The sequence below is a fragment of the Micromonospora foliorum genome, from assembly GCF_022229015.1.
Classification (GTDB): Bacteria; Actinomycetota; Actinomycetes; order Mycobacteriales; family Micromonosporaceae; genus Micromonospora; species Micromonospora foliorum.
This window is the reverse complement of record NZ_JAKKFF010000278.1, coordinates 1-16,566: the sequence shown is the minus strand read 5'-3', so window position 1 is coordinate 16,566 and position 16,566 is coordinate 1. Positions and strand designations below refer to the sequence as shown.

At 72.7% G+C, this 16,566-nt stretch carries 15 protein-coding genes; 7 read left to right on the top strand and 8 right to left on the bottom strand.

Annotated elements, in window-relative coordinates; all coding sequences use genetic code 11:
• Together hemG and hemE are read right to left on the bottom strand one after the other, a co-directional pair.
• A partial coding sequence (gene hemG / locus PSH25_RS20550; protein WP_238660643.1) for a protoporphyrinogen oxidase occupies nucleotides 1–631 on the bottom strand: 631 nt, incomplete at its 3' end.
• 3 nt (nucleotides 632–634) lie between these two features.
• Complete coding sequence (hemE, locus tag PSH25_RS20545) at nucleotides 635–1,732, bottom strand: uroporphyrinogen decarboxylase (RefSeq protein ID WP_238660642.1); 1,098 nt, start codon at nucleotides 1,730–1,732, stop codon at nucleotides 635–637.
• A gap of 149 nt (nucleotides 1,733–1,881) precedes the next feature.
• Between hemE and PSH25_RS20540 the strand changes: the two genes are divergently transcribed.
• The 5 genes from PSH25_RS20540 to PSH25_RS20520 all read left to right on the top strand — a co-directional run bounded on the left by PSH25_RS20540 (nucleotide 1,882) and on the right by PSH25_RS20520 (nucleotide 8,360).
• Entirely contained in the window at nucleotides 1,882–2,454 is a 573-nt protein-coding gene (locus PSH25_RS20540; protein ID WP_196927813.1) for a DUF3000 domain-containing protein, read from the top strand.
• Nucleotides 2,455–2,549: 95 nt separating this feature from the next.
• A complete protein-coding gene (locus tag PSH25_RS20535) occupies nucleotides 2,550–3,881 on the top strand; it encodes a ribonuclease D (RefSeq protein ID WP_238660641.1) in 1,332 nt (443 codons plus the stop codon).
• A 237-nt stretch (nucleotides 3,882–4,118) separates the two neighbouring features.
• A complete protein-coding gene (locus PSH25_RS20530) occupies nucleotides 4,119–5,315 on the top strand; it encodes a thiolase family protein (protein ID WP_238660640.1) in 1,197 nt (398 codons plus the stop codon).
• Nucleotides 5,312–7,372: a 3-hydroxyacyl-CoA dehydrogenase NAD-binding domain-containing protein gene (locus PSH25_RS20525; RefSeq protein ID WP_238660639.1), complete on the top strand. Its 2,061-nt coding sequence runs from the start codon at nucleotides 5,312–5,314 to the stop codon at nucleotides 7,370–7,372. Before PSH25_RS20530 ends, PSH25_RS20525 begins: the two co-directional genes overlap by 4 nt.
• A gap of 169 nt (nucleotides 7,373–7,541) precedes the next feature.
• Entirely contained in the window at nucleotides 7,542–8,360 is an 819-nt protein-coding gene (locus PSH25_RS20520) for a hypothetical protein (RefSeq protein WP_238660638.1), read from the top strand.
• Between the two features lie 64 nt (nucleotides 8,361–8,424).
• Here the strand turns inward: PSH25_RS20520 and PSH25_RS20515 are convergent, their stop codons facing one another.
• From PSH25_RS20515 to PSH25_RS20500, 4 genes are all read right to left on the bottom strand, one after another.
• Nucleotides 8,425–8,862, bottom strand: a complete 438-nt coding sequence (locus tag PSH25_RS20515; protein WP_238660637.1) for a VOC family protein — start codon at nucleotides 8,860–8,862, stop codon at nucleotides 8,425–8,427.
• Nucleotides 8,859–9,278 (bottom strand): VOC family protein, encoded by a 420-nt coding sequence (locus PSH25_RS20510; RefSeq protein WP_238660636.1) that lies wholly within the window; start codon nucleotides 9,276–9,278, stop codon nucleotides 8,859–8,861. The genes PSH25_RS20515 and PSH25_RS20510 overlap by 4 nt, the downstream gene beginning before the upstream one ends.
• A gap of 148 nt (nucleotides 9,279–9,426) precedes the next feature.
• Nucleotides 9,427–10,602: a sensor histidine kinase gene (locus tag PSH25_RS20505; protein WP_238660635.1), complete on the bottom strand. Its 1,176-nt coding sequence runs from the start codon at nucleotides 10,600–10,602 to the stop codon at nucleotides 9,427–9,429.
• Nucleotides 10,599–11,267 (bottom strand): response regulator transcription factor, encoded by a 669-nt coding sequence (locus PSH25_RS20500; protein WP_112586810.1) that lies wholly within the window; start codon nucleotides 11,265–11,267, stop codon nucleotides 10,599–10,601. The genes PSH25_RS20505 and PSH25_RS20500 overlap by 4 nt, the downstream gene beginning before the upstream one ends.
• A 143-nt stretch (nucleotides 11,268–11,410) precedes the next feature.
• Between PSH25_RS20500 and PSH25_RS20495 the strand changes: the two genes are divergently transcribed.
• On the top strand, nucleotides 11,411–12,562 hold the full coding sequence (locus tag PSH25_RS20495) for a C39 family peptidase (RefSeq protein WP_238660634.1): 1,152 nt from the start codon (nucleotides 11,411–11,413) through the stop codon (nucleotides 12,560–12,562).
• On the opposite strand, the gene PSH25_RS20490 is transcribed toward PSH25_RS20495, so the two are convergent.
• Both PSH25_RS20490 and PSH25_RS20485 read right to left on the bottom strand, forming a co-directional pair.
• A complete protein-coding gene (locus tag PSH25_RS20490) occupies nucleotides 12,563–13,846 on the bottom strand; it encodes an outer membrane protein assembly factor BamB family protein (RefSeq protein ID WP_238660633.1) in 1,284 nt (427 codons plus the stop codon).
• Nucleotides 13,843–15,141, bottom strand: coding sequence for an outer membrane protein assembly factor BamB family protein (locus PSH25_RS20485; protein WP_238660632.1), 1,299 nt, complete (start codon nucleotides 15,139–15,141; stop codon nucleotides 13,843–13,845). The genes PSH25_RS20490 and PSH25_RS20485 overlap by 4 nt, the downstream gene beginning before the upstream one ends.
• Nucleotides 15,142–15,250: 109 nt before the next feature.
• Here PSH25_RS20485 and PSH25_RS20480 point away from each other — a divergent pair.
• Nucleotides 15,251–16,566, top strand: a 1,316-nt coding sequence (locus PSH25_RS20480) for a DUF6311 domain-containing protein (protein ID WP_238660644.1), incomplete at its 3' end; no start/stop codon positions are given.

Genomic DNA, 16,566 nt, shown 5'->3' with positions numbered 1-16,566 from the left:
CGGCCTGCGCGGCCCGGACCGCGCCGACCAGGGTGTGCTCCACCCGGGCCGCGCGGGCCAGCGCCGGCATCGTCGTGACCAGGGAAAGATCGTCGGCGCGGCCCGCGTACACGCCGCCCAGCATCGGGTCGACCAGTCGCTCGACCACCTCGTCCCCGAAGCGGGACCGGACCAGCGCGCCCACCGAGACGTCCGCGTCCGGCCTGACAAGCGGCCGACCGCCGTCGGTGTCGGCGTCCGCGGCCGGGCGGGCCACCGTGGTCACCCGGTCCAGATCCCCGGGTACGCCCACCAGGGTGCCGCCCGGGATGGGGCGCAGCCCCCCGTCGACGACAAGCGCGGCCTGCCCCACCGTGGGGTGCACGATCTTCTCGGCCAGCCCGAGCCGGCGGGCCAACGCCACCGCCGCGCTCTCGGCGCCGGTCGGGTCGCGCATCAGGAACGACTCCGCGCCGAACTCCACCGGCTGACCAGCCAGCTCCCCGGTGCGCAGCTTCCCGCCCAGCGCGCCGGACTGCTCGTACACAGTGATCTCGGTGCCGGCCGGAGCGCGGTCGCGCAGGCGGACCGCGGCGGCCAGCCCGGCGATCCCGCCGCCGACCACCGCCACCCGCCAGGGCTGCCGCGTCACCGGTCAGCCCTGGTCGGCCCGGCGGCTGGACAGCTCGTGCACCAGCGCGACCACCCGGGTCAGCACCTCCGGGTCGGTCTCCGGCAGCACCCCGTGGCCGAGGTTGAACACGTGTCCGGGGGCCGCCCGGCCCTGCTCCAGGATGCGGCGCACCTCGGCCTCGACGACCGGCCACGGCGCCAGCAGCACGCACGGGTCCAGGTTGCCCTGCACCGCCTTGTCCGCGCCGATCCGGCCGGTGGCCACGTCCAGCGGCGTACGCCAGTCGACGCCGACCACGTCCGCCCCGGCCTCGCCCATCGCGCCGAGCAGCTCGCCGGTGCCCACCCCGAAGTGAATCCGGGGCACCCCGGCGCTGACGAGCCCACTCAGCACGGTGGTCGAGTGCGGCAACACGAAACGGCGGTAGTCGGCCTCGGAGAGCGCGCCGGCCCACGAGTCGAACAGCTGCACGGCGGAGACGCCGGCGTCGATCTGCACCCGCAGGAAGGTCAGCGTCACCTCGGCCAGCCGGGCGCAGAGCGCGTGCCACAGCTCGGGATCGCCGTACATCAGGGCCTTGGTCTTCGCGTGGGTGCGCGACGGCCCGCCCTCGACCAGGTAGCTGGCCAGCGTGAACGGCGCACCGGCGAACCCGATCAGCGGGGTGTCGCCCAGCTCGACCACCAACTGCCGGACGGCCTCGTCCACGTACGAGACGTCGTCGCGGGTGATCAGGCGGATCCGTTCCACGTCGGCGGCGGTGCGGATCGGCTCGGCGACGACCGGGCCGGTGCCCGGCACGATGTCCAGGTCGATCCCGGCCGCGGCGACGGGCACCACGATGTCGCTGAACAGGATGGCGGCGTCCACGCCGTGCCGGCGCACCGGCTGGAGGGTGATCTCGGTGACCAGCTCCGGGCGGCGGCAGGACTCCAACATCGGCACGCTCGCCCGGATCTCCCGGTACTCCGGAAGGGAGCGGCCGGCCTGGCGCATGAACCAGACCGGGGTGTGCGGAACGGGCCGACGTCGGCAGGCCCGGATGAAGGGCGAGTCGGCCGGTCCGCCGGGGCGGGAATCTCCGTCTCGGGCGACAGTGCCCGTGGTGTCCGTGGTCATCGCCGCAATCGTGCCACGCCCGCCACCCCCAACCGGGTGGGGGTGAGAGGAAGGGCACCGTTCCTTACCTCGAAGTCGAAGCAGGGGCCCCTCGGTGAGCGTCGGCGCGCCGTCGAAGCGGGGGGCGGGCGTCGGCATAGGCTGCCGACATGGCCCCCCCGATCGCGCTCCCGGAGACCTTCGCCCGCGCGGTCGCCGGGCTGCGGTCGGCCGCCCCCCGGCCGGAGATCACCCTGGAGGAGGTCGGCGCCCCCCAGCGGCTCGCCCCGTACGCGTTCGCGCTCGCCGCGACCGTGCTGCGCGACGACGACGAGGTGGCGACCGGCCGGCTGATCCTGCTGCACAACCCGGTCGGGCACGAGGCGTGGCAGGGCACCCTGCGGCTGGTCACCTACGTGACCGCCGAGTTGGAGGTCGACCTGGCCGCCGACCCGCTGCTGCCCGGGGTCGGCTGGACGTGGCTGACCGACGCGTTGGACGCCCAGGACGCCGGCCACCGGGCGATCGGCGGGACGGTGACGCAGACCATGTCGACCCGGTTCGGCGATCTTGCCGGGCCACCGACCATCGGTGACATCGAGATCCGCGCGTCCTGGACGCCGATCGACGACGACCTGACCCCACACCTGCTCGGCTGGTGCGCGTTGCTCGCCTCCACCGCCGGTCTTCCCCCACCCGGCGTGACCGCCCTCGCCGACCGCCGACCCGCCGGCGCAGCCTGATGTTCGGCGCCCGGAAGGACACTTCGCGGACACCTGATCGACACACGCCGGACCGGCTGCACCCACCGGATCTCCGCGCGCACTAGGGTTGGCAGGTGACCGACGAACCACCCCTGCGCCGTCGGCCCACCGAAGAACTTCCGGGAAACGCACCCCAGCACCCGCCGTCGGCCCAGCCGCAGCCGGCGGGCGAGGGGGCCGACCCGGCCGACGGTGGGCCCGTTCCGCTGATCGCCCCGCGTGACGGCACCCCCGATCCGGTGGCCGCCCCGGCCGAGCTTGCCGAGGTCGTGGCCCGCTTCGCGGCGGGCACCGGCCCGGTCGCCCTGGACGCCGAGCGGGCTTCCGGCTACCGCTACAGCCAGCGCGCGTACCTGGTGCAACTGCGCCGGGCCGGTGCGGGCACGGCGCTGATCGACCCGCTGCCCCTGCCCGACCTCAGCGCGCTGGACGCGGTGATCGGCGAGGCCGAGTGGGTCCTCCACGCGGCCAGCCAGGACCTGCCCTGCCTGGCCGAGGTGGGGTTGCGTCCACGCCGACTGTTCGACACCGAGCTGGCGGCCCGACTGGCCGGCTTCGAACGCGTCGGGCTGGCCGCGCTCACCGAGCAGCTGCTCGGGTTCACCCTGGAGAAGCACCACTCGGCGGCCGACTGGTCGAGCCGACCGCTGCCCGAGTCGTGGTTGACGTACGCCGCCCTCGACGTGGAGTTGCTCACCGACCTTCGGGACGCGCTCGACGCCGAGTTGACCCGGCAGGGCAAGTCGGCCTGGGCCGCGGAGGAGTTCGCCGCGCTGGTCCGCACCGGGGCACGCCCGCCCCGGGTCCGGGCGGAGCCGTGGCGGCGTACCTCGGGCATCCACCGGCTGCGGGGTGCGCGGGCCCAGGCCCGGGTCCGCTCGATGTGGTACGCCCGGGACCAGATCGCGGCCCGGCGGGACGCCGCTCCCGGTCGGGTGCTGCCCGACTCGGCGATCATCGCCGCGGCCGAGCTGGACCCGAAGGACGAGAAGACCCTGCTGACCCTGCCCGGTTTCGGTGGTCGGTCGGTCCGTCGGCTGGCCCGCACCTGGCTCGCCGCGCTCGACGACGCCCGGCAGTTGCCGGAGGATTCGCTGCCGGTCTCGCCGGCCGTGGAGGGCCCGCCCCCGCCGCACCGGTGGGCCGAACGGGACCCGGTGGCGGCCGGTCGGCTGGCCCGCTGCCGGGAGGTCGTGATCCGCATCGCCGGTGCGCACAACCTTCCGCCGGAGAACCTGATCACTCCGGATTCGGTCCGCCGGCTGGCCTGGACCCCACCGGAGGAGATCACCGAGGAGTCGGTCGCGGAGACCCTGCGCGGCCTCAACGCCCGCGAGTGGCAGATCGGCCTCCTCACCCCCGCCCTAACCGAAGCCCTGACCCCACCAGCCCCCACCCCCTCCTGACCCACCACCCCCTCCCGCTGTTGATCATGAAGTTATTGCCACACGCGCCGGCGTGTCCCGGCAACAACTTCATGATCGACCGGAGTCGGGTGTGGGGTGGGCCACAGCGGGGGGTGGGCGCGGGGTTGGTTACTGGCGAGTAGCATCCGAGGGAAACGTGCCCGTGTCGGCGACCCTTGTCCGGTCCGGCGTGCCGCCCGGCGCGAAGGCCGAACCACGGTCGAATAGGAGGCTCAAGTGCCCCGTGAAGTTCGCGACGTCGTCTTCGTCGACGGCGTCCGTACCCCGTTCGGCAAGGCGGGTGGCATGTACGCCAACACCCGCGCCGACGACCTGGTGATCCGCTGCATCCGGGAACTGCTGCGTCGCAACCCGCAGCTGCCCCCGGAGCGGGTCGAGGAGGTCGCCATCGCGGCCACCACCCAGATCGGCGACCAGGGCCTCACCATCGGCCGCACCGCCGCCCTGCTGGCCGGGCTGCCCAAGACCGTTCCCGGCTTCGCCATCGACCGGATGTGCGCGGGGGCGATGACCGCGGTCACCACCGTGGCCAGCGGCATCGCCATGGGCGCGTACGACATCGCCATCGCGGGCGGCGTCGAGCACATGGGCCACCACCCGATGGGCGAGGGCGTCGACCCCAACCCGCGCATCATCGCGGAGAAGCTTGTCGACCCGTCCGCACTGGTGATGGGCGCGACCGCGGAGAACCTGCACGACATGGTCCCGCACATCACCAAGGCGCGCACCGACGCGTTCGCGCTCGCCTCGCAGCAGAAGACCGCCAAGGCGTACGCCAACGGCAAGCTCCAGGACGACCTGGTGCCGATGTCGATCCGCGACGCGGAGGGCGGCTGGGGTCTGGCCACGGTCGACGAGGCCCCGCGGGACACCTCGCTGGAGAAGCTGGCCACCCTGAAGACCCCGTTCCGGCCGCACGGCAAGGTCACCGCGGGCAACGCGGCCGGCCTGAACGACGGTGCCACCGCGAGTCTGCTGGCCGACGAGGCCACCGCCCGCGAGCTGGGCCTGCCGGTCGCCATGCGGCTGGTGTCGTTCGGCTTCGTCGGCGTCGAGCCGGAGGTGATGGGCGTCGGCCCGATCCCGTCGACGGAGAAGGCGCTGCGCCTCGCCGGGCTCAGCATCGACGACATCGGCCTGTTCGAGCTGAACGAGGCGTTCGCGGTGCAGGTGCTCGCCTTCCTCGACCACTTCGGCATCGCCGACGACGACGCGCGGGTCAACCCGTGGGGCGGCGCGATCGCCATCGGTCACCCGCTGGCCTCCTCCGGCGTGCGGCTGATGACGCAGCTGGCCCGTCAGTTCGCCGAGCACCCCGAGGTCCGCTACGGCCTCACGGCGATGTGCATCGGCATCGGCATGGGCGGCACGGTCATCTGGGAGAACCCGCACTGGGAGGGTGGCAACAAGTGAAGGCACCGAACGAGGTCGTCACCCGGGCGCTGCTGCGCCAGGTGAACGTGCCGGGGCTGGACCGGCCCGCCGCCCTGATCACGCTGGACAACGGCTTCGACCACACCAAGCCGAACACCTTCGGCCCGGGTGGGCTGGCCAGCCTCGATGAGGCGATCACCGCCGCGCTGGCCGCCGACCCGGCGTTCATCGCGGTGACCGGCAAGCCGTACATCTTCTGTGTGGGCGCGGACATCGTCGGCCTGCCGCAGCTCGCCGACCGCGCGCAGGCGTTGGAGATCGGCCGGCTCGGCCACCGGGTCTTCGCCCGGCTCAAGGACAGCACGGTCCCCACCTTCGCGTTCGTCAACGGCGCGGCTATGGGCGGTGGCCTGGAGCTGGCGTTGCACTGCCACTACCGGACGCTCTCCGGCGGCGCGGCGGCCCTCGCGCTGCCCGAGGTCTCCCTCGGTCTGGTGCCCGGCTGGGGCGGCACCCAGTTGCTGCCGAACCTGATCGGCATCCCGGCCGCGACCCAGGTGATCATCCAGAACCCGCTGATGCAGAACAAGATGCTCAAGCCCAAGCAGGCGGCCGAGCTGGGCATCGCGGACATCCTGCTGGAGCCGGCGGACTTCCTGGAGCGGTCCCTGGAGTGGGCCGCCGGCGTGGTCCGGGGTCAGGTCACCGTGACCCGGCCCGAGGTCGACAAGGACATGTGGGCGGGCGTGCTCTACTTCGCCCGAGAGACGCTGAATCAGCGGCTGCACGGTGCGGTCCCGGCCGCGTACAAGGCGCTCGACCTGCTGGAGACGGCGAAGGACGGCGACTTCGCCGCCGGCACCGCCGCCGAGGACGAGGCCCTCGCGGACCTGGTCTTCTCCGAGGAGCTGCGCAGCGGCCTGTACGCGTTCGACCTGGTGCAGCGGCGGGCCAAGCGCCCGGCCGGCGCACCGGACAAGGGCCTGGCCCGCACGATCACCAAGGTCGGCATCGTCGGCGCGGGCCTGATGGCCAGCCAACTGGCGCTGCTGTTCGCCCGCCGCCTCCAGGTGCCGGTGGTGATGACCGACCTCGACCAGTCCCGGGTGGACAAGGGCGTCGGCTACGTGCACACCCAGATCGAGAAGGCCGTCACCAAGGGCCGGATGGACAAGGGCACCGCCGCCAAGCTGTACGGCCTGGTCAGCGGCACGGTCGACAAGAGCGCCTTCGCCGACGCGGACTTCGTCATCGAGGCGGTCTTCGAGGACCTGGGCGTCAAGAAGCAGGTCTGGGCCGAGTTGGAGAAGATCGTCTCTCCGGAGGCGGTGCTCGCCACCAACACCAGCTCGCTGTCGATCACCGAGATGGCCGCCGAGTTGGAGCACCCGGAGCGGGTGGTCGGCTTCCACTTCTTCAACCCGGTGGCGGTGCTGCCGCTGCTGGAGATCGTCCGGGGCGAGCGCACCGACGACGTCACCCTGGCCACCGCGTTCGCCGTGGGTAAGCAGCTCAAGAAATCGAGCGTGCTGGTCAAGGACGCTCCGGCGTTCGTGGTGAACCGGCTGCTCACCCGCTTCCTGGGCACCGTCTTCGCCGCCGTCGACGCCGGCACCCCGCTGGACGTGGCGAACAGCGCACTGGACCCGCTGGGCCTGCCGATGCGCCCGCTCGCCCTGCTCCAGTTGGTCGGGCCGGCCGTCGCGTACCACGTGGGCGGCACCCTGCACGCCGCGTACCCGGACCGGTTCGGGGTCAGCGAGAACCTCAAGCGGATCGCCGACTCCGGTCGGCCGATCGTGGTCGACGACCAGGTCAACGAGGAGGTGGCCGCGCTGCTCGTGGTGGGTGACCAGCCGTTGACCGCCGAGCAGGTACGCCAGAACGCCCTCGACGCGCTCGCGCAGGAGATCCGGCTGATGCTGGACGAGGGTGTGGTCGCCGAGGCACAGGACATCGACCTGTGCATGATCCTGGGCGCCGGTTGGCCGTTCCACCTGGGCGGCGTCACGCCGTACCTGGACCGGACCGGCACCTCCGAGCGGGTCACCGGCCGGCGGTTCCTCCCGCGCGGTGCGGCGAGCCTGTCGGCCTGACGATCGCAGCACCACCGTCGCGGTGGTCGGACCGTCCCTCGTGGACGGACCGGCCACCGCGACCGTTTGTGATCAGGTCATTGCCGGGCGCGGATCTGCGCAGGGACAACGGCGGGCTCCGCACCGGGTTAGGATCACGCGTTTTGCACACCCATCTTGGAGCTGACTGATGTCCCAGCCGCCGGCCAATCCCTACGGCCCGCCGCACGATTCCCCCGACCCTTCGCGGCAGCCGGGCCAGCAGCCTGGCGGTTGGCCGCCGCCGCAGCAACAGGGACACCCGCAGCAGCCCGGTGGCTTCCCGCCCGGACAGCCGGGCTTCCCGCCCGCGCAGCCTGGCTTCCCGCCCGCACAGCCGGGCCAGCCGTACGGTGACCCGAACCTGGCCGGTGGCCCGCCCCCGGCGAAGAAGTCGAACGTCGGCAAGATCGTGCTGATCGTGTTGGCCGTGGTGCTGGTGCTCTGCCTCGGTGGCGTGGCGATCACCTGGTTCGTCGTCAAGGACGACGTGGGCGCCGTGGTGGACGCCAGCAAGACCCGGGTGGTCGCGCCGGCCACCCTCGCCGGCCGGCCGAAGCTCACCACCCCGGAGCTGCAGACGGCCGCCGACCAGGCGGTCAGCGGGATGAAGACGGCGGCCGGGAACGAGACCAGCACGGTCGCTGCCTTCTACGGCGACCCGACCAAGCAGGACCTCGTCATGATCACGGGTGTCTCCGGGCTGCTGTCGGACCCGAAGAAGGAACTCGACGCCTATGTGAACGGGCTGTCCAAGCAGCTCACGGTGGGCGAGATGACGGCCGTCGACGCCGGCCCGCTCGGCGGTGAGGCGCGCTGCGGCGACGGCAAGGCAGAGACCGTGCCGCTGGGCATCTGCGTCTGGGCCGACCGGGGCAGTCTGGGCATGGTGGTGATGTACTTCAAGTCCGCCGACCAGGCGAAGGCCGAGTTCACCACGATCCGGGGCCAGGTCGAGCAGCAGTCCTGATCGGTACGAAGCCGGGGCCCCGGCCACCCTCGGGTGGCCGGGGCCCCGTGCCGTACGTCGACGGTCAGGCCGGTTCGGCAACCTCCGCCGGGGCGGGCGCAGCCGCCGCGGCCCGCGCTGCCGCCGCGGCCGCCCGCTCGGCGGCGTTGCCGAGCACGCAGAACTCGTTGCCCTCCGGGTCGGCGAGCACCACCCAACCACCGCCGGTCGGGCCGACGTGGTCGGCGACGAGCGTCGCGCCGATGCCGAGCAGCCGCTCGACCTCCTCGGCCCGGGTCCGGTCAGCGGGTTGCAGGTCCAGGTGCAGCCGGTTCTTCACCGTCTTGCCCTCGGGCACCGCGATGAAGAGCACCTCCGGACCACCCGGCGGCAGGAGCATCGCCTCCGGGTCGCCCGGGAAGTCGTCGGGATGCCGGGGGCAGTCGAAGACCTGCGCCCAGAAGCCGGCGAGTGCGTACGTGTCGTGACAGTCGATGCTGATGTTGTGGATCGTCGAACTCATGTGTGGTCCTCCACAGTGGTGTCGACCCGCTCCCCGGCGCTGCGGAGCACGCAGAACTCGTTCCCCTCCGGGTCGGCGAGAACCGCCCAACCCGTCCCGTCGGTACGCCGCTGGTCGGTGACCATGGTGGCCCCGAGGCCGAGCACCCGCTCGACTTCCTCGTCGCGGGTCCGGTCGACCGGTTCCAGGCAGATGTGCACCCGGTTCTTGGTCACCTTGTCCTCGGGCACCGCTTGGAAGAACATGTTCGGCGTGGCACCGTCCGGCGGCAGCAGGGCAGCTTCCGGGTCACCCGGAACGTCCTCCGGGAGCCGGGCGTAGCCGAGCACCGCCGACCAGAAGCCGGCCAGGGTGTACGTGTCGTGGCAGTCGAAACTGATGTTGCGGATCCGTGGATACACGGGTGGTCCCTCCATCTTCGGATGGGGACGCTCCGCCGCCCGGGGTCAGCCTGCGAAGACCCGGGGTGCGGAGCCCTGACTGATGGACATCGACGCACCCCCCTTCGCTCTCCGAGCTGACCCGGCGATCTTGCCATCGGCCGAGCGGGGCGCGCAACCCCGATCAGCCGGCGGGCACCACCGTGCCGGGCACGGCCGGGGCGTCCGCCGACGGCAGGGTGACCGTCACCTCCAGGCCACCACCCGACTGCGCGATGACCCGTACGGTGCCGCCGTGCGCGTCACAGACCGCCCGGACGATGGACAGGCCCAGGCCGGAGCCACGCGCGCCGGTGCGTTCCCGACCGCCGCGCCGGAACGGCTCGAACAGCCCCGGCACGTCGGCCTGGTCCACCTCGAAACCGGTGTTCCCCACCACCAGCCAGGACCGGTCGCCGTCGGTGCCGGTACGCACCCAGAGCCGGCCGTGCAGGTGGTTGTAGCGGACCGCGTTCTCGATCAGGTTTCCGGCCAGCCGGTCGAGCAGCCCCGGGTCGCCGACGACCGGCGCGGACTCCAGCGACGTCTGCACCCGCAGGCCGATCCGTTCCACCTCGCGGCGCATCGCCGACAACGCGTTGGCGGTGCCCGCGGCGAGGTCACACTCGGTCCGCCGGCCCAGCTGCCGCCCGGTCTGCGCCTCGCTGCGGGCCAGCACCAGCAGCGCGTCCACCAGGCCGTTGGCCCGCTCGGAGGCGTCCCGGACCACTGTCGCCATCCGCCGGTACTCGGCGGCGTCCGCGTCGTCGTCGCTGAGCGTCACGTCGATCTCCGTCCGCATCACCGCGAGCGGGGTACGCAGCTCGTGCGAGGCGTTCGCCACGAACCGCTTCTGGGCCTCGAACGCGGACGCGATCCGGTCCAGCATGGCGTCGAACGTCTTGGCCAGCTCGGCCACCTCGTCGTCGGCGCCCGAGTAACCGATCCGCTGGTCCAGGGTCGCCTCACCGAGCCGCTGCGCGGTCGCCGTGACCTGGTGCAGTGGGCGCAGCGCCCGGCCCGCCACCGCGTACGCACCGGCCACCCCCACCACGCTGATCGCCAACAGCGCGACCAGGCCCTTGGCCAGCAGCTCCCCGGAGGCGGCATCGACCAACTGCCGCTGCCACTGGGCGGCGTCCATCTCCCGGCCGTCGGAGAGCAGCACGGTCGTGCCGGGCACCAACTCGTCGGTGGGTCGCAGCGCGTCGCGGACCAGCAGCCAGGCCAACAGCACCAGGATCGCTCCGGCCCCGACGAGCAGCACACCGTTGAGCAGGGTCAGCCGCAACCGCAGGGTGGGCCGCAACCGCCGGCTCATGCCCCTACCTCGGCGGTGCGGTAGCCCGCGCCGACCACCGTCTCGATCAGCGGCGGGTCACCGAGCTTCTTGCGCAGCGTCATCACGGTGACCCGGACGATCGTGGTGAACGGGTCGGTGTTCGCGTCCCAGACCCGTTCCAGCAGCTCCTCACTGGAGACCACCGCGCCGCGCGCCTTGAGTAGTTCGCAGAGCACCCCGAACTCCTTGTTGGTGAGGTCCACCGGCACGCCGGCGCGGGTGGCCACCCGGCGGGCCGGGTCGAGCACCAGGTCGGCAAGTTCGAGCACCGGCGGCGCGGCCGGGGTGGCCCGGCGGCCCAGCGCCTGCACCCGGGCGACCAGCTCGTCGAAGGCGAACGGTTTGGGCAGGTAGTCGTCCGCGCCGAGCTGCAACCCCTCCACCCGGTCGGCCACGGTGCCGCTGGCCGTGAGCATCAGCACCCGGGTCAACGCGCCGGAGGCCGCCAGGTCGGCACAGATCTGGTCGCCGTGCACGCCGGGCAGGTCGCGGTCGAGCACCACCACGTCGTACCGGGTGACAAACGCCGCCTCGTGGCCGGCGTCGCCGTCGTACGCCACGTCGACCGCCATCCCCCGCTTGCGCAACCCGCGTGCGATCGCGTCGGCGAGGTTGCGCTCGTCCTCGACCACCAGTACCCGCATCCCGGCCTCCTCGCTGCTGACCACCGCCAACCTAGTGCCGGCCGGCAACCCATCGTCCCTCGCCGCCCACGCCGGCCGGCGTTGCGGGCCACCGCGGCGTACGCGATGCTGGCCGGCGGCACCGAGCGACGGACGGACCTGGCATGACCACTGCGGCACCACCCACCCGACGGGACATCGCCTACCGGGGTTTCCTCCTGCCGGCCGACATGGCCGGCGGCAGCGGCGACGGCCTGCTCGCGAACGGTCGAGGGCTGGCCCTCGACGGCGTCGCGCAGCGGGGCACCTGGACGTCGCCGCCGGTACCTGTCGGCTTCGCCGTCGCCGAGGTGGTGCCGTCCTGGACGGCGGACACCCCGGACGGCTGCTGGATCGAGGTCGACCTGCGGGGCTGGCACGACGACGCGCCCAGCACCGACTGGTACCGGCTGGCCCACTGGGCCGCCGACGACCGTGCGGTACGACGCACCTCGCTGCCCGGACAGCGCGACAGTGCCGCCCGGGTCGCCACCGACACCCTGATCGTGACCGGAGCGACGGTCACCGGTTGGCAGGCGCGGGTGACCTTGTGCCGGCCCGCCGGTAGCCCGACCGGCCCGGTGCTGCGCAGCGTCGGCGCGGTCGCCACCGGACCAACGAGCGCTGACCAGGGGTACGCGCAGGAGGCCGCCTCGTCCGCCGCCTGGGGCCGGGTGCTGGACGTGCCCCGCTACTCGCAGCGGCTGCACGCCGGCCAGTACCCGCAGTGGGGCGGTGGGGGTGACTCCTGGTGCAGCCCCACCTGCATCTCGATGGTGCTCGCCTACTGGGGTGCCGAGCCGGCGCCGGACCGCTACGCCTGGGTGGAGCCGTCCGGCCCACGTCCGGTGGTGGTGCACGCCGCTCGACACTGCTACGACCACGCGTACGACGGGGCCGGCAACTGGCCGTTCAACACCGCGTACGCCGCTCTGCACGGGGTGGACGCGTTCGTCACCCGACTGCGGTCGCTTGTCGAGGCGGAGGCGTTCGTCGCCGCCGGCATCCCCCTGATCGTCTCCGCCGCGTTCCGGGCCGACGAGGTGCCGGGGCTCGGGTACGACACCGGAGGGCACCTGATGGTGCTGGTGGGCTTCACCGCCGACGGCGACCCGGTGCTCAACGACCCGTACGCCCCGGACGACGACGCGGTCCGTCGTACCGTGCCCCGACGGGGTTTCGAGGCGGTCTGGCAGCGCGGCAGCGGCGGGGTGGCGTACGTGTTGCGACAGGCGTCGGTGCCGCTGCCCCCACCACCCGCCCAGGCCAACTGGTGATCAGTCGGCCAGTCTCCAGAGCTGGTACGAGCCCGCCCGGGCGGCACTGCACACCAGATAGCCGGTGATCGCCTGACACTCCCCGGTGGCGTCGGGCAGCACGTCCACGATGTGCACCTTGCCGGCGCCGATGTCCAACTCGCCGACGAGCACCCCTCCGTCGGGATGCCGGCGGATGCCGACCAGCCGGCCGCCGACACCGAGTTGGTACAGCTCCCACCTGCCCAGGTCGGCCAGCTGCCGGCCGGTCAGCGCATCGAGCACGATGTACTGCTCCATCGGACCGAAGCCGCTGATGTTGGCCATCAGCCGGCCCTCGTACGGCCAGCCCCACAACCAGCGGTCGCTGCGCCAGCGCACGTCGCCGGTCGCGGGGTCGAGCGCCTGCAGCTCGTTGCCGCCGGTGCGGAGACACACGACGGGCCCACAGTCCAGGGCGAACTCGATCGGGCCGCTCGTGCGTGTCCAGCGCCGATCCAGCCGATCCAGCTCGTACGCGTTGATCGTGCCCGAACCTCTGTCGATGGCCAGCAGCAGGTCGTCGATCAGCTCGATTCCGAGCGGTGCGCCGCCGGGTGGGCGCATCCCGGCACGGGCCAGCGCCGCGCCGGTGGTCGCGTCGCGGACCTCGACCAGCCCGTTCCCCTGGTTGAGCACCAGCCGGTCCACCCCGTACCCGGTGTCCCGGAAGCTGATCTCGGCGGTGGTGGGGGGTAGCTGCCAGCGCACGGTGCCGCAGCACGGATCGACCGCGCGCAGATTGGACGGTACGGTCTCGCCGCCGCTGCGCAGCAACAGGTTGCCGTCGGCCAGCTTGGCGACGGTGCCCGGCTGCTGCCACCGGTACGCCCCGGTCGCCCGGTCCATTGCGATCGTGAGTGTCTCCCGACCCTCCGGGCCGATCTCGTACCCGGTGGCCAGCAGCATCCCGGCCAGCGACGTCATTCCCCAGTACCGGGCCTCCGCCGACAGCGGCGCCTGCCAGACCGGCTCGCCGTCGGGCAGCCGGTACGCGGCCAGCCGCGCCTGCCGCGTCGAGGTGTTGGTCGGCTCCATGACCAGGATGAGGTCACCGTCGACCATGACGTCGGACCCGGGCCGGGCCGGCAGCGTCACCGGGGCTCGCCGGGATGGCGACACGGCGGCGCTGGCGAGCGTGACCAGCGCGAGCAGCACGACCAGCGCGCAGCGCAGCGGGCGACCATGGGCGCGGGGCGGGCGGGGCATCGGGTTCGGGTCCGGGTCGTGCCGCAACTCGCCGAGGTCGATCACCGGGCCGGTCATCGCGTCAACCGCCACAGCGCGGTCGTGCCGTCGAGGCGCTGACAGAGCAGGACCGGCAGGGACGCCTGGCAACTGCCGGCGATGCCCGGCAGCACGTCGACGATCCGCGTTCGGCCGGCCACCAGATCGAGTTCGGCGACGACCATTCGGCCGTCGTCGCTGCGCCGTGCACCGACCAGCGGATCGTCCGGCCGGAGCACCGGCAGCAGGCTCCACGCGCCCAACTCGGTCCGTACCCGCCCGGTCGCCGCGTCCCGCACCGTGTACCCCCGGCCGGGCATGGCCATCAGCAACCGGCCGTACCGCACGTCGGCCAGGTTGTCCTGGCCCGGCTCCGACCACCGCACCGCGCCGGTGGCCGGGTCGAGCACCTGCACGCCACCGGTCTGCGGTACCGCGCAGAGCAGACCACCGCAGTCGAGCACATGCGACACCAGCGTCACCTCGGCGGTCCACCGTGGCTCCAACTCGGCCAGCCCGAAGCTCACCAGCCGGGTGCTGCCGGGCGGAACGAGCAGCAGCAGGTCGTCGACGACCTGCACCCGCTGGTACGCCGACCGGTCACCGGGCAGTGTGTCCATACTGCGCAGCAGGTGGCCGGTGCCGGCGTCGTACACCTGCACCTCGCCGGTCGGTTGCACGAGCACGAACCGGTCGACGTGACCCTCGGGGTTGAGGTGGTAGGTGGGGCTGGCGGCCGGCGGTATCGGCACCGACCAGAGCACCCGGCCGGTGTGGGGCTCGACCCCGCCCATCGCGCCCGACCCGTCCTCCCGGCCGTCGGTCACCAGCAGACCACCGCCGGCTGTCGGCTGGGGGGCACCGGGATGCTGCCAGCGTTGCCGGCCCGTCGCGGCGTCGAAGGCGGTGGTCTGGAACACGCGGTTCGGGGCGTTGACCGCCATCGCCAGCACCAACCCCCGCTCGACCCGGACGTCGAGGTAGTCACCGGTGCGGGCCAGCGGCGCCTGCCACCGCCGCCGCACCGCGGTTCCGGCCGGTGCCGGTTGGGCGTACGAGGTCAGGTAGCGGTCCCCGTCGGGTATCGGCGGGTCGACCACGAAGACGCCGTCCCCGGCCAGGTATGCCGTCGCCGTCCTCGACGCCGGCACCACGCTCACCGTTCGCTGCGGAAACGGCGTGGCACCGGCCAGCACCACCAGGCTGAGCACCAGCACCGCCGCCCCGCGCAGCGGGCGACCGGCGGCGCGCGGGCGACGAACCGGAGGCGTCGACGCGGGCTCGTCCCGGATCTCGCCCAGCTCGATGATCGACAACGACCGTCCCTCCGTCACCAGGTAAGGCTGGCCGACGGGTCGCCGTCCGGCAAACCGACCGTCAGCGCACCGGGCCGGCAAAAGCGACGGAACCCCGCCTGTACGATGGCGCGTCGTGGCCGTGCCGGTGGTAGACCCTTCGCTGAATTCCCTGACCGACGTCGACCCGGCCGAGGCCGAGTCGACACGGCGGCCTCGACGCCGCCCGGCCCGAGCCGACCTGTTGGCCCTCGGAGCCTATGTGCTGCTCGGCGTCTTCGTCTGCCTCAACTACTGGGGTGACGTCACCGGCCGGGTCTCCTCGCACCTGCCCACCGATCACAGCTGGTTCGAGTGGCTGTTCGCACACGGCGCGTACTCGGTGCGGCACCTGGAGAACCCGCTGTTCACGGCCCGTCAGAACGCCCCGGACGGGGTCAACATGATGGCCAACACCTCGCTGCTCGGGGTGACCCTGCCCCTGGCCCCGCTGACCATGCTGCTCGGCCCCCAGGTGATGTACGCGCTCTACCTGGGCGCGGCCCTGGCGGCCACCGCCGGCACCGGGTACTGGATGCTCTCCCGCCACCTGGTGCGCTCCCGGGCGGCGGCGTTCGTCGGCGGCGCGTTCCTCGGCTTCGCGCCGGGAATCATCCACCACGCCAACGGCCAGCCGAACTTCGTCTCCAACTTCCTGCTCCCGCTGATCGTGGTGCGGGTGCTGAGCCTGGGTGAGCCGGGCCGCTGGCGACGCAACGGGCTCGTGCTCGGCGCGCTGGTGGCGTACCAGATCTTCATCAACGAGGAGATGTTGCTGCTCACCGCGCTGGCCTGCCTGGTCATCGTGCTGGCGTACGCCGTGCAGCGGCCGCGGGCCACCCGGGCCGCCGCCGGCACGTTCCTGGCCGGGCTCGGCGTCGCCGGCGGACTGGCCCTGGTGCTCACCGCGTATCCGATCTGGTTCCAGTTCAACGGCCCGCAGTCCTACCGGGGCCTGCAGGGTGGTGTGTTCCACAACTGGGGCGAGGACCTGGTCGCCTTCGTCACCTTCGCCCGGGACACCTGGGCCGGCGACCCGGCCGTGGAGAAGACGATCGGCCTGACCGAGCAGAACACCTGGTTCGGTTGGCCGCTGGTGCTGCTCTCGGTGGTGGCTCTGGTGCTGCTCGTACGCCGCTCACTGGCCACCCGGATCGTCGCGGTGCTCATCGTGGTGTTCAGCGTGGCCGCGATCGGGCCGTGGGTGCGGTTCAACGGTGTGGAGACCGGGGTGCGCGGCCCGTGGTCGTACGTCTCGGACGACCTGCCACTGGTCGAGATGATGATGCCGACCCGGCTGACGCTTGTGGTCGCCGCCGCGGTGGGCGTACTGCTCGCGTTGACCTGGGACGCCGCGCACCGCCAGGGGCGCGCGGTGGCCGACCGGCCGCGGGTGCCGGCCCAGCGCACCGCCGAAGCGGCCCC

Bases quoted from the DNA above. Each gene is read 5' to 3' on its own strand.
- hemE (WP_238660642.1), bottom strand. From the start codon at position 1,732: ATGACCACGGACACCACGGGCACTGTCGCCCGAGACGGAGATTCCCGC.
- PSH25_RS20540 (WP_196927813.1), top strand. From the start codon at position 1,882: ATGGCCCCCCCGATCGCGCTCCCGGAGACCTTCGCCCGCGCGGTCGCC.
- PSH25_RS20520 (WP_238660638.1), top strand. From the start codon at position 7,542: ATGTCCCAGCCGCCGGCCAATCCCTACGGCCCGCCGCACGATTCCCCC.
- PSH25_RS20515 (WP_238660637.1), bottom strand. From the start codon at position 8,862: ATGAGTTCGACGATCCACAACATCAGCATCGACTGTCACGACACGTAC.
- PSH25_RS20510 (WP_238660636.1), bottom strand. From the start codon at position 9,278: ATGGAGGGACCACCCGTGTATCCACGGATCCGCAACATCAGTTTCGAC.
- PSH25_RS20505 (WP_238660635.1), bottom strand. From the start codon at position 10,602: ATGAGCCGGCGGTTGCGGCCCACCCTGCGGTTGCGGCTGACCCTGCTC.
- PSH25_RS20500 (WP_112586810.1), bottom strand. From the start codon at position 11,267: ATGCGGGTACTGGTGGTCGAGGACGAGCGCAACCTCGCCGACGCGATC.
- PSH25_RS20495 (WP_238660634.1), top strand. From the start codon at position 11,411: ATGACCACTGCGGCACCACCCACCCGACGGGACATCGCCTACCGGGGT.
- PSH25_RS20490 (WP_238660633.1), bottom strand. From the start codon at position 13,846: ATGACCGGCCCGGTGATCGACCTCGGCGAGTTGCGGCACGACCCGGAC.